The organism is Pseudoxanthomonas sp. 68-E7, assembly GCF_057773145.1.
In genome coordinates this window covers 199,544-216,018 of record NZ_JBYMTI010000004.1, presented here as the reverse complement: position 1 = coordinate 216,018, position 16,475 = coordinate 199,544, and the positions used below count along the sequence as shown (strand labels likewise).

The following is a 16,475-nucleotide window of genomic DNA, read 5'->3' as shown; positions in this document are numbered from 1 at the left end:
TCGTTCACCGCATCAGAATTCTTCGGGACGCAGGATCACGTACAGCAGGTAACCCGCCGCCACGATCACCGCGATGCCACACAACAGGGCCAGCCAACCAGGCATGGGAGTTCTCCTCAGAAGGACGCTTGCAGGGCCGCCTCGAAGCGCGAGCCGGCCAGATCCGGAAACAGGCGCTTGGCGGAATCGTCGGTGGCGTGCGCGGCCACACGCAGTTCGAACGGGGGCTTGAACGCCCATACCGCGCCGAGTTGGCCGTGCGCATAACTGTCGCCGTAGGCGTCGTCCAGCCAGTAGTGGCCGACCGCGCCTTCCAGGCGCCATTGCGCGTTCAGCGGCAGGCGCGCGCCCAGTTGCGCGTAGGTGCCGTGGTGATCGGTCGCCAAGGCGTCGTTGGACCAGCCGACCTGCGCCCAGTAGTTCTGCTTCCACGTCACCGTGCCGTTGAGTTCGGTCCAGTCGAGATCAACGGTGGTGCCGGGATAGCGGTAATGGGTGAGGTTGACGTCCAGCGCCCAGTCGTCGGCCAGAGCGCCGGCCCAGCCAACGACGAAGTCGAATTCGCTGGAGGCCTGGGTGTCGGGCGCGAATTCGACGCTGGAACCCCACACCGATCCATACAGGCCGTTGCCGGCGGTGGCTTTCACGCCGGCCTGGATCGCGGGGTCGCCCTGGGTCTGGGTGATGCCGCGCCACACGTAGTCGGTGGTGAGGGCGGCGTTGCCGCCGAGGGTGCCAGCGGCGGCGGGGGCGGCCAGCGCCAGCAGGAACGCGCACGCCGGGAACGACGTGCGGAAGGAAGGGATGCGCATTGCGGAAGGTCCACGCGGAAACGGCTCCGCGGCTGCGGAAATCTTCCCGCCGGCCGGCGTAAAGCCTCCATTCGTGGTCCGGGTGGCCGCGTAAATTCGGCGTAAATTCCGCCCGTTATCCGTTGTTCCCCGCGCGGGTCCTCAGCGTGCGGGCACCGCGCTGAAAAGCGAGCGGATGGTCCTGACCAAGGTTTTGCCCGCCGCCGTTCCGCCATACAGGGCGTGATCGATGGCGAGACTGCGCGCCAGCGTCATCAGGTTGCCGGCCAGTTCCAGGGTGGGTGCGGGCGGCGTCTGGCCCGCGAGCGAAAACAAGCGCGTCAACAGGGCCGCGTAGGCTTTGCGCTGTTCCGCCATCAGGGCCGCATAGGCCTTGCCGAACGCCGCGTTGCGGGCGGCGTGCAGGTGCAGTTCGGTGGCGAGCATCGCCTGTTCGGCGTCCATGCCGAAACTCCTCGCCCAGCGTTCCAGTGCCTGCAGCGCGGCGCCGAAATCGTCACCCGCGGCATCGATCGCGTCGAGGATGTGGCGCGCCTCCTGTTCCTTGTGCTGGCGCAACAGGTCCAGCAGCAAGTCCTCCTTGCTGCTGAAATTGGAATAGAACGCGCCCTGGGTGTAGCCGGCAGCGCGCGCGATGTCGCGCACCGAGGCCGCCGCGAAACCCCGCTCGGCCACCTGCTTGCAGGCGGCCTCGATCAGACGCTGGCGGGTTTGTTCCTGGCTTTCTTCGCGGGTCAGGCGGTGGGGAGAATGGTCAGTCATGTGACATTGCAGATATCGATTGCTATCTGGAATTGACAGGGCAAGGCGGCAAAAATACCATGCGCCATCCAGATATCAGTCGATATCTGGAATTCCCTCGCCGCTTCGAGAGCCTGTCATGTTTCCCCACCTGCCCTATCAACCGACCCTGCCGACCGGTGAAATCCTCCCCTCGCCGCCCCGGAGCCGGCAGCCATGACGCTCCGGACCGTCTTCGTCACCGGCGCCACCGGGCTGCTGGGCAACAACCTGGTCCGTGAACTGGTCGCGCGCGGCGTGGCCGTGCGCGCCCTGGCGCGATCCGCCGACAAGGCCCGCCGGCAGTTCTCGGACGTGCCACAGGTGGAAGTCGTCGCCGGCGACATGAGCGACGTCGCCGCGTTCGCTCCCGCGCTCGCGGGCTGCGACACGGTTTTCCACGTGGCGGCCTACTTCCGTGAGAACTACACCGGCGGCAGTCATTGGGACGCCCTGAAGCGCATCAACGTGGATGGAACCGCCGCGCTGATCGCCGCCGCCTACGCCGCCGGGGTGCGCCGCTTCGTGCAGACCTCTTCCATCGCGGTGCTCAACGGCCCGCCGGGCACGGTGATCGACGAGACCTGCGACCGCGATCCCGCGGATGCCGACGATTACTACCGCAGCAAGATCCTCGCCGATCGCGAAGTCCGGTCTTTCGTCCGCTCGCACCCGGACATGCATGCGTGCTTCGTCCTGCCCGGCTGGATGTGGGGCCCCGGCGATATCGGCCCGACTTCGTCCGGGCAACTGGTCAACGATGTGGCGAAGGGCAAGCTCCCGGGCCTGGTGCCGGGCAGTTTCTCGGTGGTGGATGCCCGCGACGTCGCCTTGGCGCAGATCGCCGCGGCCGAACGGGGCCGCTCCGGCGAACGCTATCTCGCGGCGGGACGCCACATGGTCATGAAGGAAATTATCCCGATGCTGGGCAGGGTGGGCGGTTTCAAGGTGCCGACAAGGCAGCTCCCGCTGCCGTTGCTGTATACGCTGGCCGCCGCGCAGGAAATCTATGCGCGCCTGACCGGCAAGCCGGTGCTGCTGGGATTGGCGACGGTGCGCCTGATGGTGCGGGAGGCCGATCGCACCCGCTTCAATCCGGCCAAGAGCGAGCGCGAACTCGGCCTGCGTTTCCGGCCGGCCGAACAGACCGTGGCCGACACGGTGGACTGGTATCGCCGGAACGGCTGGTTCTAGCGGAGGGACCCGGCAGCGGCGCGCACGCAGCGCCGAAAGGCCCGTCCGCCGCCCGCTATCGCGATGATGACTCGGCGGTTTCGGTGGCCGCCAGCACCTCGTCGGTGTGCTGATCGAACACCGGCGCGGCGAATGGCGCCGGTCCCGGCGTGCGGCCGAACGCGATCGGCCGGGTCACGCCGCGATAGCGGCCCACCGCCGGGTGTTCGATGCTGGCGACGATGTCCTCGGCCAGCACCTGCGGGTGATCGAACATGTCCTCGATCCGGCGCGCGGCCGCGCACGGCACCTCGTCGCCGAACAGCGCTTCCCATTCCATCGCGGTGTGGGCGGCCAGCGCCTCGTGCAGCAGCGGCACGATCTCGTTCGCGTGCTCGGCGCGCTTGCGCACGCTGTCGTAGCGTTCGTTCCCGGCCAGCGCGTCCAGGCCGGTCTTCTCGCACAGCGCTTTCCAGAAGCGTGGCGTATTGGCCGAAATGTAGATGTATCCCTCGCGCGCCGGATGGATCCCGGTGACGCCGCCGGAGCGCATGTCACGGCCAATGTCCAGCGATTCGCCTTCGGCCCAGATCATCCGCGCCGACTGCATGGTCAGCGCGCTGCGCAGCAGCGACACGCCGACGAACTGGCCGCGTCCGCTGCGTTCGCGCTCGTACAGCGCCGAAGACACGCCCGCCGCCAGCAGCGCGGCGGCGTAGTAATCCACCACCGAACCGTAGGTGATTTCCGGCGCCCCACCGCGCTTGCCCTGCAAGGTGCACATGCCGGTCATCGTCTGCAGGACCTGGTCATAGCCGGCCTTGTCCTTCATCGGGCCACGTTCGCCGTAACCGGTCACCGCGCAGTAGATCAGGCGCGGGTTGATCAGCGTCAGTCGATCGAAATCGATGCCCAGCCGCTTCGGCACCGACGGGCGGAAGTTGTGCACCAGCACGTCGGCCTCGCGCACCAGCCGCAACAGCGCGGCCAGGCCGTCGGCGGTCTTGAGATCCAGGACGATGCCGATCTTGCTGCGGTTCACGCCCATGAACGCGCGGCTTTCGGCCGCGAGCGTGGAAGGGTACTTGCGCAGGTTGTCGCCGTCCGGCGGCTCGATCTTGATCACCTGCGCGCCCTGGTCGGCCAGCAGCGTGCAGCCGTAGGGCCCGGCGATGTAGGCGCTCAGATCCAGCACCTTGACGCCGCTGAGCGGTCCGGTGGGGCCCTCGCGCCGCACCAGGCCGAAGGGAGACGGGTTATCCATGCGTGAATTTTCCATCGGGTGCCGCGAACCGTGCCGGGGCCAGTCTCCCGCATGCCCCGGAGACGAAACAGCGGGGCCGCGTACTTTCAGCGGCGACAAATTCTTGCTTGCCCGGCGCGTGCATGCGAGATCCCTTCTCCCGGCTCAGGCATCCGCTTCCGGATCCGCGCGCCAGCGATCCGGCGCCAGCGACAGCCAGCCCAGGCGCCAGGCGCCGTCCTCGCGGCCGCCGGCGCGGTAGTAGGGACCGAAGCGCAGCGGCGCGCGGCAGGACAGGCGCATTTCCACTTCCACGCCGGGCCCTCCATCGGCGGCCGGCGACTCGTGCAGCCACTCTGCGGGCGCCGCGTCCGGCAAGCGAATCGCCTCTTCATGCTTGAAGCCGTCGATGAGGCCGGTCGCGTACGCCAGCGGGCCGCGGGTCAGGCCCACGTAGTCGTAGCGCAGCACCTGCTGGCGCACCGGCGAGCCGTCCGGCGCGCGTGATTCCTGCACGTTGCGGCTGCGCCGATAGTGCAGGACCGGCGTCATCGGCAGATCGAGGGAGATCGCATCACCGGATTGCCACTGGCGGGTCAGGTCCAGCCACTCGCCGGGGACGACGGTGGCCGGCACGGATTCGCCATTGACCGCCACCCGGGCGCCGTCGGCCCAGGCGGGAATGCGCAGTCGCAGGGTGAAGGTCGTCGCCTGTTTCAACTCCACCTGCAGGCGCACGTCGCCGGCGAACGGATAGCCGCCGGACTGGACGATGCCGACCTCGCCCTCCGCCAGCGCCAGCCGCGCGTGTCCGGGACCGTAGAAATTGATCTGCAAGGCGCCATCGTCGGCCACGCCGCAAGCCAGCGGCGGCAGTTCTTCCCAGGCCATCGCGCCGCTGGATTTGCAGCAGCGCCAGTAGGTGGTGTGCACGCGCGGGCCATTCGGGAACGAGTAGTAGCACCAGTCCTCGCCGTTGGGCGCGGCGGCGCCGAGCAGATCGTTGTAAGCGATGCGCTCGATTTCCTCGGCGTAGCGGGCCTGTCCGGTGATGCGCAGCAGTTCGCGGTTGAGCTGCAGCCAGGCCAGCACCGAGCAGGTCTCCACGTAGGCCTGCGGGCTGAACACGCCAATCGGGTTGAACACCTCGCGCGATCGATGCGCCACCCCGCCCCACGGACCACCGCCGAGGGTCAGGTGGTGCGTGCGGATGTTGTGCCACAGGTGGTCGATCGCATCGCGATAGCGCGCGTTGCCGGTGGCCCGGTACAGCTTGGCCAGCCCGACCAGGTTCCAGGCCAGCTGATAGGCCTTGCCAGTGGCGATTTCCGACGCGTCCGCGCCTTCCAGCGCGCGCCGGATCAGGGCCAGCCGCGGTTCTGCATCGGCCTGTTCGGCGATGCGTTCGGCCAGTTCCAGGTAACGCAGATCACCGGTCGCCAGGTGCAGTTCCACCGCCGGATCCATCAACACCGTGGCCGACATGCCGAAGTGGTTGCCCAGCGTGGTGATGTCGATGCCGCCTTCGCCCAGCGTGCGCCAGCACAGATCGCCGATGCGCTGGGCGGCGGCGAGATAACGATCGTCGCCGAGCGCGCGCCAGGTCTCGATCAGGCCGAGGATGAGATAGCTGTGGGTCCAGATGTCCCAGGTGCGCCACGCCGGCGCGCCGTCCCAGCTGACCGGCTTGGGCGGTTGCGGACGCATGAAACGGCGCTCGGGCGCGTAGTTGCCTAGGTAACCGTCATCAGCCTGGCGCGACAGCAGGTAGTCGGCGACCGTGCGCAGGTTGTCGCGCAGCGCATCGTCGCCACTGCGCGCCACCGCGCGCGCGGCGGCGTACAGCCATTTGCCGGCGTGCTCGCCGTACCAGTCGCCTTCCTGGTTGTCGCGGGTGTGCTCGGGCTTGAAGATCGCGATCGCCGGGCTGTCGGCGCCGGTGATGAAGTGGCTGAGCCGGCCGCGCCGGCTGGCCTCGATGGCCTCGCCGAGCACGCCCTCCAGCACCACCGCGCCGGCGGCGGCGGGCGCGAAGCGATCGCCCTGCGGATGATGTCCGTCCACCGCCATGCCCTACTCCGCGTCCACCACGCAACGGAACCCGAGCATGCCGGAACGATCCTTGCTCGGCGCCATCAGCAGGTATTTGCCGTGTTGATCCAGCCGGTAGGCCTGCGGGAAGTACCAGTGCGAGGTCTGCGGCTGGTAGGCGCTGCCGCCGCGCAGGATCGCCGCACGGGTATGTTCGTCGGAATACTCGTCGGTCCACTGCCAGACATTGCCGATCAGATCCTCCACGCCGAACGGACTGGCGCCCTGCGGATGCGCGCCCACCTCGGCGGGCGGACGCAGGCGGCGTTCGCGGTTCACCGGCGGCACCGCGTCGGCGCGCCAGTCGTTGCCCCACGGATAGAGCCGCCCATCGGCGCCCTGCGCGGCGTATTGCCATTCCCATTCGTGCGGCAGGCGTTTGCCGGCCCAGGCGGCGTAGGCGCGCGCATCCTCCAGCGACACCCAGGTGACCGGCCGGTTTTCCCAGCCCGGGCGCGGCGCGCCGTCCTGCCAGTCGCGCAGGAAATGGTGCGCATCGCGCGGCGCGTAGCCGCTGGCGTCCAGGAATTCCTTGAACTGCGCGTTGGTGACCGGATGGCGATCGATGTGGAAGGCCTTCATCGCCATCCGTCGCCGATGGTGGCGTCGCGCGCTGCCTTCCCACGGGTACTGCACGTCCAGGCCTTCCCAAGTCTGGCCTTCAATCTCCACGCCGCCGACCACGAACACGAACTCGCCGGCCGGCACCGTCACCATTCCCTCCGGCGCCTGCGCGCGCACGGCGGTCGGCGCAATCGGGGTGATCCGCTGCGGAATCGCATGCCAGCGGTTGGACAGGCTGCGCAGCGGCACCCGCGCCAGGCCCGCCATCAGCGACAGGAATGCGGGCAGGCCGTCGACCGAGATGCCCTCATCCAACGCCAGCACCGCGCCGAAGCCGCGTCCTTCCAGGTTCATTTCCAGCACGGCCCGGTCGCCGACGACCAGCGGCTGCAGCTGCACGCCATGCCAGACGTCGAAATACTGGCGGCCCGGCGCGTGCGGCAGCGCCAGCTGTTCGCCCTCGACGTCGTACTCGTTGCGGTTGACCAGCGTCCACAGCACCTGGCCCTCGCCGGGGAAGCAACTGGCGAACACGCCGGCCTGCAGGGTCGGGAAATACGGTGTCCAGTCGCGGCTAACCAGCAACGGCGCGAAGCGGCGCTCGATGGTGGCGATGCGGCGCAGTGATTCGGCGTCGCGCGGCGTGAACTGGTTCCAAAGGCCCCAGATGTTCTCCCAGGCGTTGTAGCCGATGCCGTTGAAGAAGATGTACTGCAGATCGTGGTTGCGGTCGCGGCCCCAGCGGTTCTCGTAGTTGATCATGTGGCGCGGTTCCAGCCACTTGAACTTGGCGACCGGCGGGATGACCTCGTTGGGCGCCTTCTTGCCCCAGCTCTGCACGTTCCAGATCAGGTGTTCCTCGGCGCTGATGGTGGATTCGGGCTGCACCACCACCGGCTGGCCCAACGCATCGCAGGCGTCGAAGAACGCGCGCGGCACGCCGTTGTAGGTATCGCCGTTGATGCCGTCGGCGCCGACTTCCTTCACCAGCCGGGCGATCGCCTGCCAGTCGGCCTCGCCCTGCGCGCGGGTGCCGTTGTCCCAGGGCATGGTCGGCAGGAACACCTTGACGCCGCGGCGGTGGAAATCCTCCACCGCGCCCTTCAGGCCGGCCAGGCCGCCGGGCAGGTCCGCGGCCATGTCGAACTGGTTGCGGTCGTCGATGCCGATGTTCGGATAGACATACCAGAGCAGCACGCTGTCCAGGCCACCGAAGCGCTGTTCCAGATCGTCCAAATAGCGGTCCACGGTGTAGCGGCCCGCCACCGGATCGTAGAAATAGCGGTCCTCCACCATCATCTGCGCATGCACGAAATTGCGCTGCGCCCATTGCAGTTCGGGGCGGCGGTAGTTGGCGTCGTCGTAGCCGATCCGGGTCAGGTGCTCGCGGCGCCAGTCGCGCAGCTCGGCGATCCAGTCGGCCGAAGTCGCATTGACATCGATCTTCCAGTGGCCGATCTCGGCGAACGGCCAACCCGGCGCCTTGCCCGGGGTCGGCAGGTAGCGCTGGGTGGTGACGTGCGAGAACTTGTATTCGGTCTTCGGCACGTGCCTGAGCGCATCGTCGTCGTGGGCGGAAAGGAACGGATCCGGAGCGGCAGTCATGGCGTACTTCTTTCGGGAGGGGGATTCAGATCAGTCCGCAGTGCGCGGCCAGGGCCTGGCGTGCCTGCGGCGAACCGGCCGGCGCGTCGCGCAGGAAGGCTTCGACCGCCTCGCGCGCGGGAATGGACGCCTGCGCGCCCAGACGCATGCAGGCCAGCGCCGAGGCCGCGCAGGCGTAGCGTAATCCATCGGCGAGGGCCTCGCCCCGGGCCAGGCGCGCGGCCAGCGCGCCGCAGAAGGTGTCGCCGGCGGCGGTGGTGTCCACGGCCACGACGGGGAACGCGGGCTGCACGATGACTTCGCCGTCGCATCGGGCAATGCAGCCACGTGCGCCCAAGGTGACCACCACGCAGGGCATGGCCAGGCGATCGAGGCGGTCGGCGATGCCGCCTTCGGCGCCGGCCAGGGTTTCCAGTTCGCCCTCGTTGACGATCAACACGTCGACCGCGCGCAGCAGCGCGTCGGGCAATGGGCGCGCCGGCGCGGCGTTGAGCACCACCTTGACCCCCGCATGGCGCGCGGTGGCGGCATAGGCGGTGACGGTCTCAATTGGTGTTTCCAGTTGCAGCAGCAGGTGCGAAACCGCCGCAAGCGGCGGCAGATCGCTGGCACGCAATGCGTTGTTGGCGCCGGGTGCCACGGTGATCGCGTTCTCCGCGTCGTCGGACAGGCAGATGAAGGCGGTGCCGGTGGGCAGCTTGCGCGAGCGGACTATCACCGGATCCACGCCCGCATCGCGCAGCGACGCTTCCAGGGTCGCGGCGAACGCATCCTCGCCCAGTCCCAGCAGCATGCGGGTGGGCGCGCCGCCGGCGCGCGCCGCCGCCACCGCCTGGTTGGCGCCCTTGCCACCCGGGAAGGTCGCGAAGTCGCGTCCCAGCACGGTCTCGCCCGGCGCCGGCACGTGCGCGGCGCGGACGACGAAATCGAGGTTCGCCGAACCGGCGACGAGGATGTGCCTGGGTGTTGCGGTCATGGTTCCAGTGCCTGGTAGACCAGGTTGTAGAAGGGCGTGGCGAGACGCGGCAGACCGTGCGGCTGTCCGTCCGGCAGATGCTGCAGCAGCAGGATGGGGAACATGCGCTCCTGCCGGTCCACGGTGAAATAGGTGGAGGCCGCGCCGGACCAGCCGTAGGCGCCGACCGATCCCAGCCGGCCGCGACCGGCAACGTCCAGGATCACCGAACCTCCCAGGCCGAAGCCCTCGGCGGGGCTGAACTCGGTGACCGGCGGATCCAGTTGGTCCTGCAGGTGATTCATCATCATCAGCTCGACCGTCTTGCGGCCGAGGATGCGCTGCCCGTCCAGGATCCCGCCGTCGAGCAGCATCTGGCAGAACCGCGCGTAGTCCGACGCCGTGGAATACAGTCCGCCGGCACCGCTGGGATAGGCATTGAGCGCCTCGCCGGGATGACGGGCGCTGCGGCTGTCGTCCAGCGCGAGTTTCCCGTCGGCGCCCATGCGGGTCAGGTCGACCACGCGTCCGCGCGCGGCTTCCGGCACGCTGAAGCCGGTATCGCGCATGCGCAGCGGCGCCAGGATGTGCCGGCGCAGATAGGCCTCGAACGATTCCCCGCTCACCACTTCCACCACGCGCGCCAGCACTTCGATGCCGGTGCCGTCGTATTTGAAGCGGGTGCCCGGCTCGGTGGCCAGCGGCACCTTCGCCAGGCGCGCGGCAAAGCCCGCCAGGTCCGGCGACCCATGCAGGTCCGCGCGCTCCAGCAGTCGCGTGGCTTCCTCGAAGCCCTCGCCGCCGGTGGCGAAACCGGCCGTATGGGTGAGCAACTGGCGCAGGGTGATGGCGCGTTCCACCGGTTCCAGCACCGGCGCGTCCGCCGTCCCGCCCGCGAACCGCTGCATATGCGCGAATGCCGGCAGATGGCGGCTGACCGGGTCGTCCAGGCCCAGCTTGCCCTGCTCCATCAACTGGAGCACCGCCACCGACGTGATCGGTTTGGTCATCGAGTAGATGCGGAAGATCGTGTCCTCCGTCATCGGCCGGCTGCGCGCGAGGTCGCGGTAGCCGTGTGCCTGCACCGTGACGACCTTGCCGTCGCGCGCGATCAGGGCCACCGCGCCCGGATAGCCTTTCGGTCCGGTTGCTTGATCGAGAAAATCATCCAGCCGCTGCAGGCGGGCCGGCGAGAAACCTTCCGCCGCGGCCGAAGCCGCGGACGGAAGATCCACCACCGGCGCCTGCGCCCGCGCCGCGGGCACGGCCATCAGCGCGGCCATCAGCAGCGGCCACGCCCGCTGCCCGTGCGTTCCCTGAAACATCCGACGTGGGGGAGTCGTCCGTTTCAAAAGTTGATGGTGTGGGTCAACGAGATCACCCGACCGCGACCGGCAAAGTAGTTACGGTAGAAGTCGATCTGCGACCAGCTCAGGATGTAGAACTTGTCGGTCAGGTTCTCCACGCCCAGGGTGAACTTGCCGTACTTCTCGGTTTCATAGTTGACGGTCAGATCGTAGAGGGTATAGCCCTTGGTGTGCTCTTCACCCGAGCGGCCCTCGTTGATATCGCGGTCCAGCCATTGGGTGGCGCCCAGGATCACGTTGCCGCGCGGCAGGAAGTTCCAGGTCAGCGACGCGCCGATCTTGTCGGGACTGATGTCGTTGATGCCCATTTCCTTGTCGAGGGGACCGTTAGTCACGAACGTGGTCTTGCCGCGAATACGGGAGTACAGGGCGGTTGCCTTCCATTGATCGTTGAAGTTGTATTCGCCGTTGAACTCGTAACCCTTGATTTCGACGGGCGCGCGAACCATCACGAAATCGCGGCTGATCGGGTCCACCGCCAGGGAAACACCGAAATCCGAATCCGACTTGTAATGGGACAGGCCAAAGCTGCCGCGTTGTCCCTGCCAGTTCAAGCCGACTTCACGATTGTCGGCGATGATCGGCTGCAGATCGACGATGCCGGCCACCGTGGCCTGCGGGTCGTTGGGGCAGCCGTCCGGCTGGGTACCTTCCGGCGAGTCGTTGGAGCACTGCAGGTTGCGTAGCGGGATGCCGACGTTGGGCAGGCCGAAGCCTTCGCCATAGGACGCGAACACCGAGAATCCAGCCGGCAGGCGCCAGATGGCACCGAAGTTGGCGAGCGTTTCCTCGTAGGACAGCTTTCCACCCAGGACGGAGCGACGATCGCGGAACCAGGTGGTGGTGTAGTCGTCCACCGATAGCTCGCCATCCTCGCGGCGCAGGCCGCCGCTCAAGGTCACCGGGCCGATGTCATAGGAGAGCTGCACGTAGGGCGCGGTGCTCTTGTAGGTCATCGGTGGCACCCAGACGCGATGGGTCAATGCCAGGCTCTGCTCGGTCTCGTCTTCGACCAGGTCCAGGCCCATGCGCATTTCGAGGCCATCCACGCCGAACAGTTGCGGCCGCGTCCAGGCCGTGCGCAGGCCCTGCTTGCTGGAATGAATCTCGGATTGATCCCACAAGGTACCAATCGGCGCGATCACCGGATCCTGGCGATCATCTCCATTCTCCGCCGGATAACGCATGGCCTGGTTGGCCTTGTACAGGTCCACTTTCAGGGTGCCTGCGAAGAAATCACCATGGGTATAGGAGAACGCGAACTGGGTGAAATCGTTGAACTCGGCCCTTGAACCGGGGATACGGCCGCGTTCGGCGGTATCGGTGATGCCCTGTTCGCGATCGCCGGGAACCCAATGATAGTTGTTGTTCCCTTTCACGTTGAATCGACTGAAGGAACCCTGGACACGCTGTTCCCCCGCCTCGCCGAAGTTCATGCCCCACTTGATGAACAGGTTGTCGGCCTTGGAATCGGAGATGGAGCCGCTCGCATTCATGCCAATCCGGCGACCGCGGCCATCGTAGGAAATACCGCGATCGATGAAGGAAGCCGCGGTCAGCAGGTCGAAGTCATCGGCCTTGTACGCGTACGTGACGCCCAGCTTCCAGCTTTCGCTGTCGTCGCCGTTCTGGGTGCTGTAGCGCGAAGTGACGGTGGTTTCGCTGCCGTCCTTGGTCGGGGTCTTGGACAGATAGTTGATGATGCCGCCCTGCGCACCGATACCCTCGGAGGCCGAGGGGCCATTGATGACCTCGATGCGGCCAACCAGGCCCATGTCAGTGAAGGTGCCGGAGCGATTGCCCTCGCGCAGCGGCGAGGTCTGCGGGATGCCGTCGAACAGGCGCAGGGCGATACGCCCGCGCAGCGTCTCGCCGGTATTGCTCATCGCCTGCGAGGATTCCGAGTAGCCGGGCACCTGGCGTGCGAGCACGGCGGTCGCATCTTCGGTCAGGCCAAGCGTGCGCTCGACTTCCTGCTTGGACACCAGCGTGATCGCGCCCGGGATCTTGTCCACCGCCTTCGGCGTGCGCACGCCGGTGACGATGACCTGGTCGAGGTTGGTGGCTTCCACCTCGCCGGACTGGGTGGCGTCGTCCGGCGGCGGCGGGGTGTTCTGTTGGGCCTTGACGCTGGCGCTAACGGCGGCGGCCAGCAGGAATACGCCGAAAGCGGCGGGCACGTGCTTCATGGTGTTCTTCTCTGAGATGGTGGCTGCAAGAACCCCGGCATATGGCCGCGGGGCTCCCCGATGGCGTTCTTGTGGTTTCGCATCCGCGGGCAACAGGAAAAGCGCCCGCGCTGCCAGGCGTTCCTCCCAGACGCCGGCGACAGCCTCGACAATGTCGACAGAGCCTAGGTGCACGCCGTCACGGAAAGAATCCTCCGCGCCTATGTTCAGAGCCTAGTTTTTGTTGGGTGATCCGGGCCGGCGGTATCGATGCAGTGCAACATCGGCCGCGATCAGGACAGCTGCGAAACCGCCTGGCTTTCCTGCAGCAGCACGGTGACCAGGCGGATGCGCACGGTCGAACGCGACCAGACCATGCCGATCCGGCGCGGCACGCATTCGTTCGGCAGCGGGATCCGGACCAGGTCCAGTCCTTCCGGCCAGGGGCGGGCCCAGTTGGGCACCAGCGACACACCCAGGCCGCGGTCCACCATCACCGCGATGGCGTTCAGCGCGTTGAGTTCGAACCGCTCGTGGGGAACGATGCCGGCCGTGCGCAGGTATTCGTCGGCCTGGCGACCGCCCCACTGGTTGCGGTCGTAGCGGATCAGCGGCTGGGTGGCGAGCAGTTCATGCGGGTCCCGGCCGGCCATCGCCGCCGGCGCCAGCACCACCAGCGGTTCCTCGCGCAACAGTTGCCACTGGCAGGTCTTGGGCAGCGAGAACGGGGCCTGCAGCACGATCGCCGCGTCCAGCTCGCCGGATTCCACCGCGCGATAGAGATCGGCGGAATAGCCCGGCTTGATGAACACGTTGATCTGCGGAAACGTTTCCACCATCCGCGCCAGGATGTCCGGCAGCATGCCGGCCAGCGCGGTCGGGCACGCGCCCAGGCGCAGTTCGCCGGAAACCGCGCTGTCGTTGGCGACGCTGCGCATGTCGGCCACGTCGCGCAGCAGGTCGCGGGCGCGCTGGATGATTCGCGAACCCTCCTCGGTGACGCTGACGGTCCGGCCCACCCGCGCAATCAGCGAAGCGCCGAGTTCGCGTTCCAGGGTACGGATCTGCTGGGCCACCGCTGCCGGGGTGATGTTCAACTCACGCGCGGCCGCCGCCATCGAGCCTCGATCGACCACGGTGACGAAGGTATTCAGGAACTGGGTATCCACGGTTCTCCCCCTGGCGTGCGCTCAGCAGGCTACCGCAGCCCCGACGCGGGCGCGACAGGACCAACGGCAGGGGCGGAGCGCGTGCTCATTCGGCATCGCGGTAGATGGTCAGGCCCTTGAGCGAGCGCTGCGGCGCGGGGAACATCAGGCTGGCCAGGTAGCCGATGACGATGCACAGCAGGATCGAGATGGCCAGGTAGAAGTACGGATGGACCAGATCCATCGACCACGCCAGGAAAGTCAGCACGATGCTCGAACCGATGCCGATCGCCACGCCCGGCGAATTGGCCCGGCGGGTGAACATGCCCAGCGTGTACGCGCCGGCGAAGCCGCCGCCCAGCAGGCCGGCCAGTTCGATGGAGATGTCGAACAGCGAGTGGATGTCGTAGCGCGACAGCAACAGGGCCAGGCCGATGCCGACCAGGCCGACCATCACCGTGGTCACCTCGGCGAACAGCACGCTCTTCTTCTGGTCGGCCTTCTTCGACAGTTTTTCGTAGAAGTCGACCGAGATCAGCGTGGCGACGCTGTTCATGATGCTCGACAGCGTGGCCATCGCGGCGGCGAAGATGCCGGCGATGATCAGCCCGGTCACGCCCGGCGGCAGCTCGGCGGCGATGAACAATGGGAAGGTGGCATCGATCGGCAGCAGCGGGTTCAGCCGGTCCGGATTGTTCTTATAGTAGACGAACAGCGCCGTGCCGATGCCGTAGAAGATGAATCCGCCCGGGATCATGATCGCCGCGAATGCCCAGATCGAACGCCCGGCCTCCTTGTCCGACTTGGTCGACAGGGTGCGCTGCATCAGCACCTGGTCCTTCGGGAAGGTCAGCACCACGTCGAAGATCACCAGGAAGATGAAGCCCCACACCGTCGCCTTGGTCAGGTCGAAGCTGAAGTCCAGCGTGTGCATCTTCTGCTCGGCCATCGCGGTGGTGAAGAACTCCGACGCCCCGCCCTTCAGGTGCCAGATGATGAAGCCGATGGCGAACATCGCGCCGCCCATCTTGACGAACACCTGGACGAAATCGGTCCAGATCACCGCCTTCATGCCGCCCATCGCGGTGTAGATGATGGTGAACACGCCCATCAGGATCACGCTCCAGACCACGCTGATGCCGGTGATGGTGGCGATCGCCAGCGCGGGCAGGAACAGGATCACGCTCATTCGCGCACCGACCTGCATGGCGATGCACAGCGCGCTGGCGAGCATCCGGATGGCCGGATGGAAACGGGTTTCCAGGTACGAGAACACTGACATCAGATCCAGCCGGCGCAGCAGCGGCACGATCCACACCGCCACGAACATCAATCCGATCACGGCGATCAGGTTGTTGGTCATGTACTGCCAGTTGGTCTCGAACGCCTTGGCCGGAATGGCGATGAAGCTGATCGAACTGGTGTTGGTGGCATACAGGCTCACCCCCGCCGCCCAGAACGGGATGCTGCGGCCACCAACGAAGAAATCCGAGGTCGAGTTGCGCTTTTCCTTCAGGTAGAAATACATGCCGATGCCGATCATCGACGCCAGGTAGACGATGATCACCAGCCAGTCCATCCACTTCAGCAGGTGCTTGCCGGAAGCCAGCTGCGCCAATTCCAGTACCTGCCCGCCCTTGCCGTCATCGGTGGTCCAGGCCAGGCCGTTGTGCCATGCGGTGGCCCGGCGCACGCCGGCACCAACCTCGGTGGGCAGCGTGGCCCAGGCACTGGTGATGGTGTGGTACGTCATCAGGTGCGTGCCGCGGTTGTCGCGCACCAGCATCAACAGGTGCGCCTGCCCCAGCGAACGCGCCGATCCCGGCAGGCGCGTACCCGGCACCGGTGGCTTGGCTTCCCAGCCGTGATCGGCGGTCCAGCGCCACACCGGTTGCGAGGTCGTGCCACCACCGATCAGGTAGAGGGCATTGGTCTGGGCCAGCAGATCCGCACCGTCCACGCCCTCCGGCCACGCAGGACCGTCACTCCAGGCGGCAGGTGCGCTCAATACCGTGCGCCACAGGCGGGGCGGCCCTTCGCCGGCGCCGGCCACGTACAACACGTCGCCGAGGATGGCAAAGCGCGCCCAGCGCAGCGCCTCCGGAAGCGCGGGTAGCAGCTGGCGCGTGATCGCGTTTCCGCTGAGCCGCCATTGTTCGATCCGCCCGGGCTCCGATCCCGTGGACACCAGCGCGAACAACTGGCGGCCGTCGCCACCGGCATCGAGTACCCGGGGTGACTGTCCGTCCGGCCAGGACACGGCCTGCCACTGGCGGCCGTCGGCCGACAGGATCCAGGCACCTGATGTTCCCAGGGCAATCGGGCGGTCCTCGATGGTTTGCAGCCGCTCCACCGTCGCACCCGCGGGCAGTGCCGGCAGTGCGCTGCGCTCCACCGACGTCAGGCTCTCGGCGCGCAGCCCGGGGATGCCGGCACACAGCAACAGCAGCAGGCAGGACAGGACACGCAGGAAGCCGGGTGCCTCCGTGGATGCGGACGGGACGGCGGTTCGGCTCATCGGGTTTCCATGATTGCTTGATTCGGTGTGGTTGCGGCGCCGGACATGCCC

Annotated in this window: 12 protein-coding genes; 1 reads left to right on the top strand and 11 read right to left on the bottom strand. The window is 67.2% G+C overall.

Annotation, left to right across the window (positions count from 1 at the left end):
* Positions 1 to 12: 12 nt before the first annotated feature.
* From AC3DE2_RS11815 to AC3DE2_RS11805, 3 genes are all read right to left on the bottom strand, one after another.
* A complete protein-coding gene (locus tag AC3DE2_RS11815; protein WP_141455506.1) occupies positions 13 to 105 on the bottom strand; it encodes a potassium-transporting ATPase subunit F in 93 nt (30 codons plus the stop codon).
* An 11-nt stretch (positions 106 to 116) separates the two neighbouring features.
* A complete protein-coding gene (locus AC3DE2_RS11810; RefSeq protein ID WP_488426335.1) occupies positions 117 to 812 on the bottom strand; it encodes a TorF family putative porin in 696 nt (231 codons plus the stop codon).
* Between the two features lie 141 nt (positions 813 to 953).
* The gene (locus AC3DE2_RS11805) at positions 954 to 1,574 is read right to left on the bottom strand and encodes a TetR/AcrR family transcriptional regulator (RefSeq protein WP_488426334.1); all 621 of its coding nucleotides are present in this window, start codon (positions 1,572 to 1,574) and stop codon (positions 954 to 956) included.
* Positions 1,575 to 1,769: 195 nt separating this feature from the next.
* Here AC3DE2_RS11805 and AC3DE2_RS11800 point away from each other — a divergent pair, with 195 nt between their 5' ends.
* Positions 1,770 to 2,786 (top strand): SDR family oxidoreductase, encoded by a 1,017-nt coding sequence (locus AC3DE2_RS11800; RefSeq protein ID WP_488426333.1) that lies wholly within the window; start codon positions 1,770 to 1,772, stop codon positions 2,784 to 2,786.
* Positions 2,787 to 2,841: 55 nt separating this feature from the next.
* Here the strand turns inward: AC3DE2_RS11800 and AC3DE2_RS11795 are convergent, their stop codons facing one another.
* The 8 genes from AC3DE2_RS11795 to AC3DE2_RS11760 all read right to left on the bottom strand — a co-directional run bounded on the left by AC3DE2_RS11795 (position 2,842) and on the right by AC3DE2_RS11760 (position 16,424).
* The gene (locus AC3DE2_RS11795; RefSeq protein WP_488426332.1) at positions 2,842 to 4,029 is read right to left on the bottom strand and encodes a CaiB/BaiF CoA transferase family protein; all 1,188 of its coding nucleotides are present in this window, start codon (positions 4,027 to 4,029) and stop codon (positions 2,842 to 2,844) included.
* A gap of 144 nt (positions 4,030 to 4,173) precedes the next feature.
* Positions 4,174 to 6,078 carry a glycoside hydrolase family 127 protein gene (locus AC3DE2_RS11790; RefSeq protein ID WP_488426331.1) on the bottom strand — a complete coding sequence of 635 codons (1,905 nt, stop codon included), beginning with the start codon at positions 6,076 to 6,078 and terminating at the stop codon, positions 4,174 to 4,176.
* A 3-nt stretch (positions 6,079 to 6,081) separates the two neighbouring features.
* Positions 6,082 to 8,268, bottom strand: coding sequence for a formylglycine-generating enzyme family protein (locus tag AC3DE2_RS11785; protein ID WP_488426330.1), 2,187 nt, complete (start codon positions 8,266 to 8,268; stop codon positions 6,082 to 6,084).
* 25 nt (positions 8,269 to 8,293) lie between these two features.
* A complete protein-coding gene (locus tag AC3DE2_RS11780; protein ID WP_488426329.1) occupies positions 8,294 to 9,244 on the bottom strand; it encodes a ribokinase in 951 nt (316 codons plus the stop codon).
* Positions 9,241 to 10,548 (bottom strand): serine hydrolase domain-containing protein, encoded by a 1,308-nt coding sequence (locus tag AC3DE2_RS11775; protein ID WP_488426328.1) that lies wholly within the window; start codon positions 10,546 to 10,548, stop codon positions 9,241 to 9,243. The genes AC3DE2_RS11780 and AC3DE2_RS11775 overlap by 4 nt, the downstream gene beginning before the upstream one ends.
* A gap of 23 nt (positions 10,549 to 10,571) precedes the next feature.
* On the bottom strand, positions 10,572 to 12,779 hold the full coding sequence (locus AC3DE2_RS11770) for a TonB-dependent receptor (RefSeq protein WP_295377711.1): 2,208 nt from the start codon (positions 12,777 to 12,779) through the stop codon (positions 10,572 to 10,574).
* Positions 12,780 to 13,051: 272 nt separating this feature from the next.
* Positions 13,052 to 13,927 carry a LysR family transcriptional regulator gene (locus tag AC3DE2_RS11765; protein WP_295377708.1) on the bottom strand — a complete coding sequence of 292 codons (876 nt, stop codon included), beginning with the start codon at positions 13,925 to 13,927 and terminating at the stop codon, positions 13,052 to 13,054.
* A gap of 85 nt (positions 13,928 to 14,012) precedes the next feature.
* Positions 14,013 to 16,424, bottom strand: a complete 2,412-nt coding sequence (locus AC3DE2_RS11760; protein ID WP_488426327.1) for a sodium:solute symporter family transporter — start codon at positions 16,422 to 16,424, stop codon at positions 14,013 to 14,015.
* Positions 16,425 to 16,475 lie beyond the last annotated feature (51 nt).

Coding starts and splice junctions, on each gene's coding strand:
- AC3DE2_RS11815 (WP_141455506.1), bottom strand. CDS start 105: ATGCCTGGTTGGCTGGCCCTGTTGTGTGGCATCGCGGTGATCGTGGCG.
- AC3DE2_RS11810 (WP_488426335.1), bottom strand. CDS start 812: ATGCGCATCCCTTCCTTCCGCACGTCGTTCCCGGCGTGCGCGTTCCTG.
- AC3DE2_RS11805 (WP_488426334.1), bottom strand. CDS start 1,574: ATGACTGACCATTCTCCCCACCGCCTGACCCGCGAAGAAAGCCAGGAA.
- AC3DE2_RS11800 (WP_488426333.1), top strand. CDS start 1,770: ATGACGCTCCGGACCGTCTTCGTCACCGGCGCCACCGGGCTGCTGGGC.
- AC3DE2_RS11795 (WP_488426332.1), bottom strand. CDS start 4,029: ATGGATAACCCGTCTCCCTTCGGCCTGGTGCGGCGCGAGGGCCCCACC.
- AC3DE2_RS11790 (WP_488426331.1), bottom strand. CDS start 6,078: ATGGCGGTGGACGGACATCATCCGCAGGGCGATCGCTTCGCGCCCGCC.
- AC3DE2_RS11785 (WP_488426330.1), bottom strand. CDS start 8,268: ATGACTGCCGCTCCGGATCCGTTCCTTTCCGCCCACGACGACGATGCG.
- AC3DE2_RS11780 (WP_488426329.1), bottom strand. CDS start 9,244: ATGACCGCAACACCCAGGCACATCCTCGTCGCCGGTTCGGCGAACCTC.
- AC3DE2_RS11775 (WP_488426328.1), bottom strand. CDS start 10,548: ATGTTTCAGGGAACGCACGGGCAGCGGGCGTGGCCGCTGCTGATGGCC.
- AC3DE2_RS11770 (WP_295377711.1), bottom strand. CDS start 12,779: ATGAAGCACGTGCCCGCCGCTTTCGGCGTATTCCTGCTGGCCGCCGCC.
- AC3DE2_RS11760 (WP_488426327.1), bottom strand. CDS start 16,424: ATGAGCCGAACCGCCGTCCCGTCCGCATCCACGGAGGCACCCGGCTTC.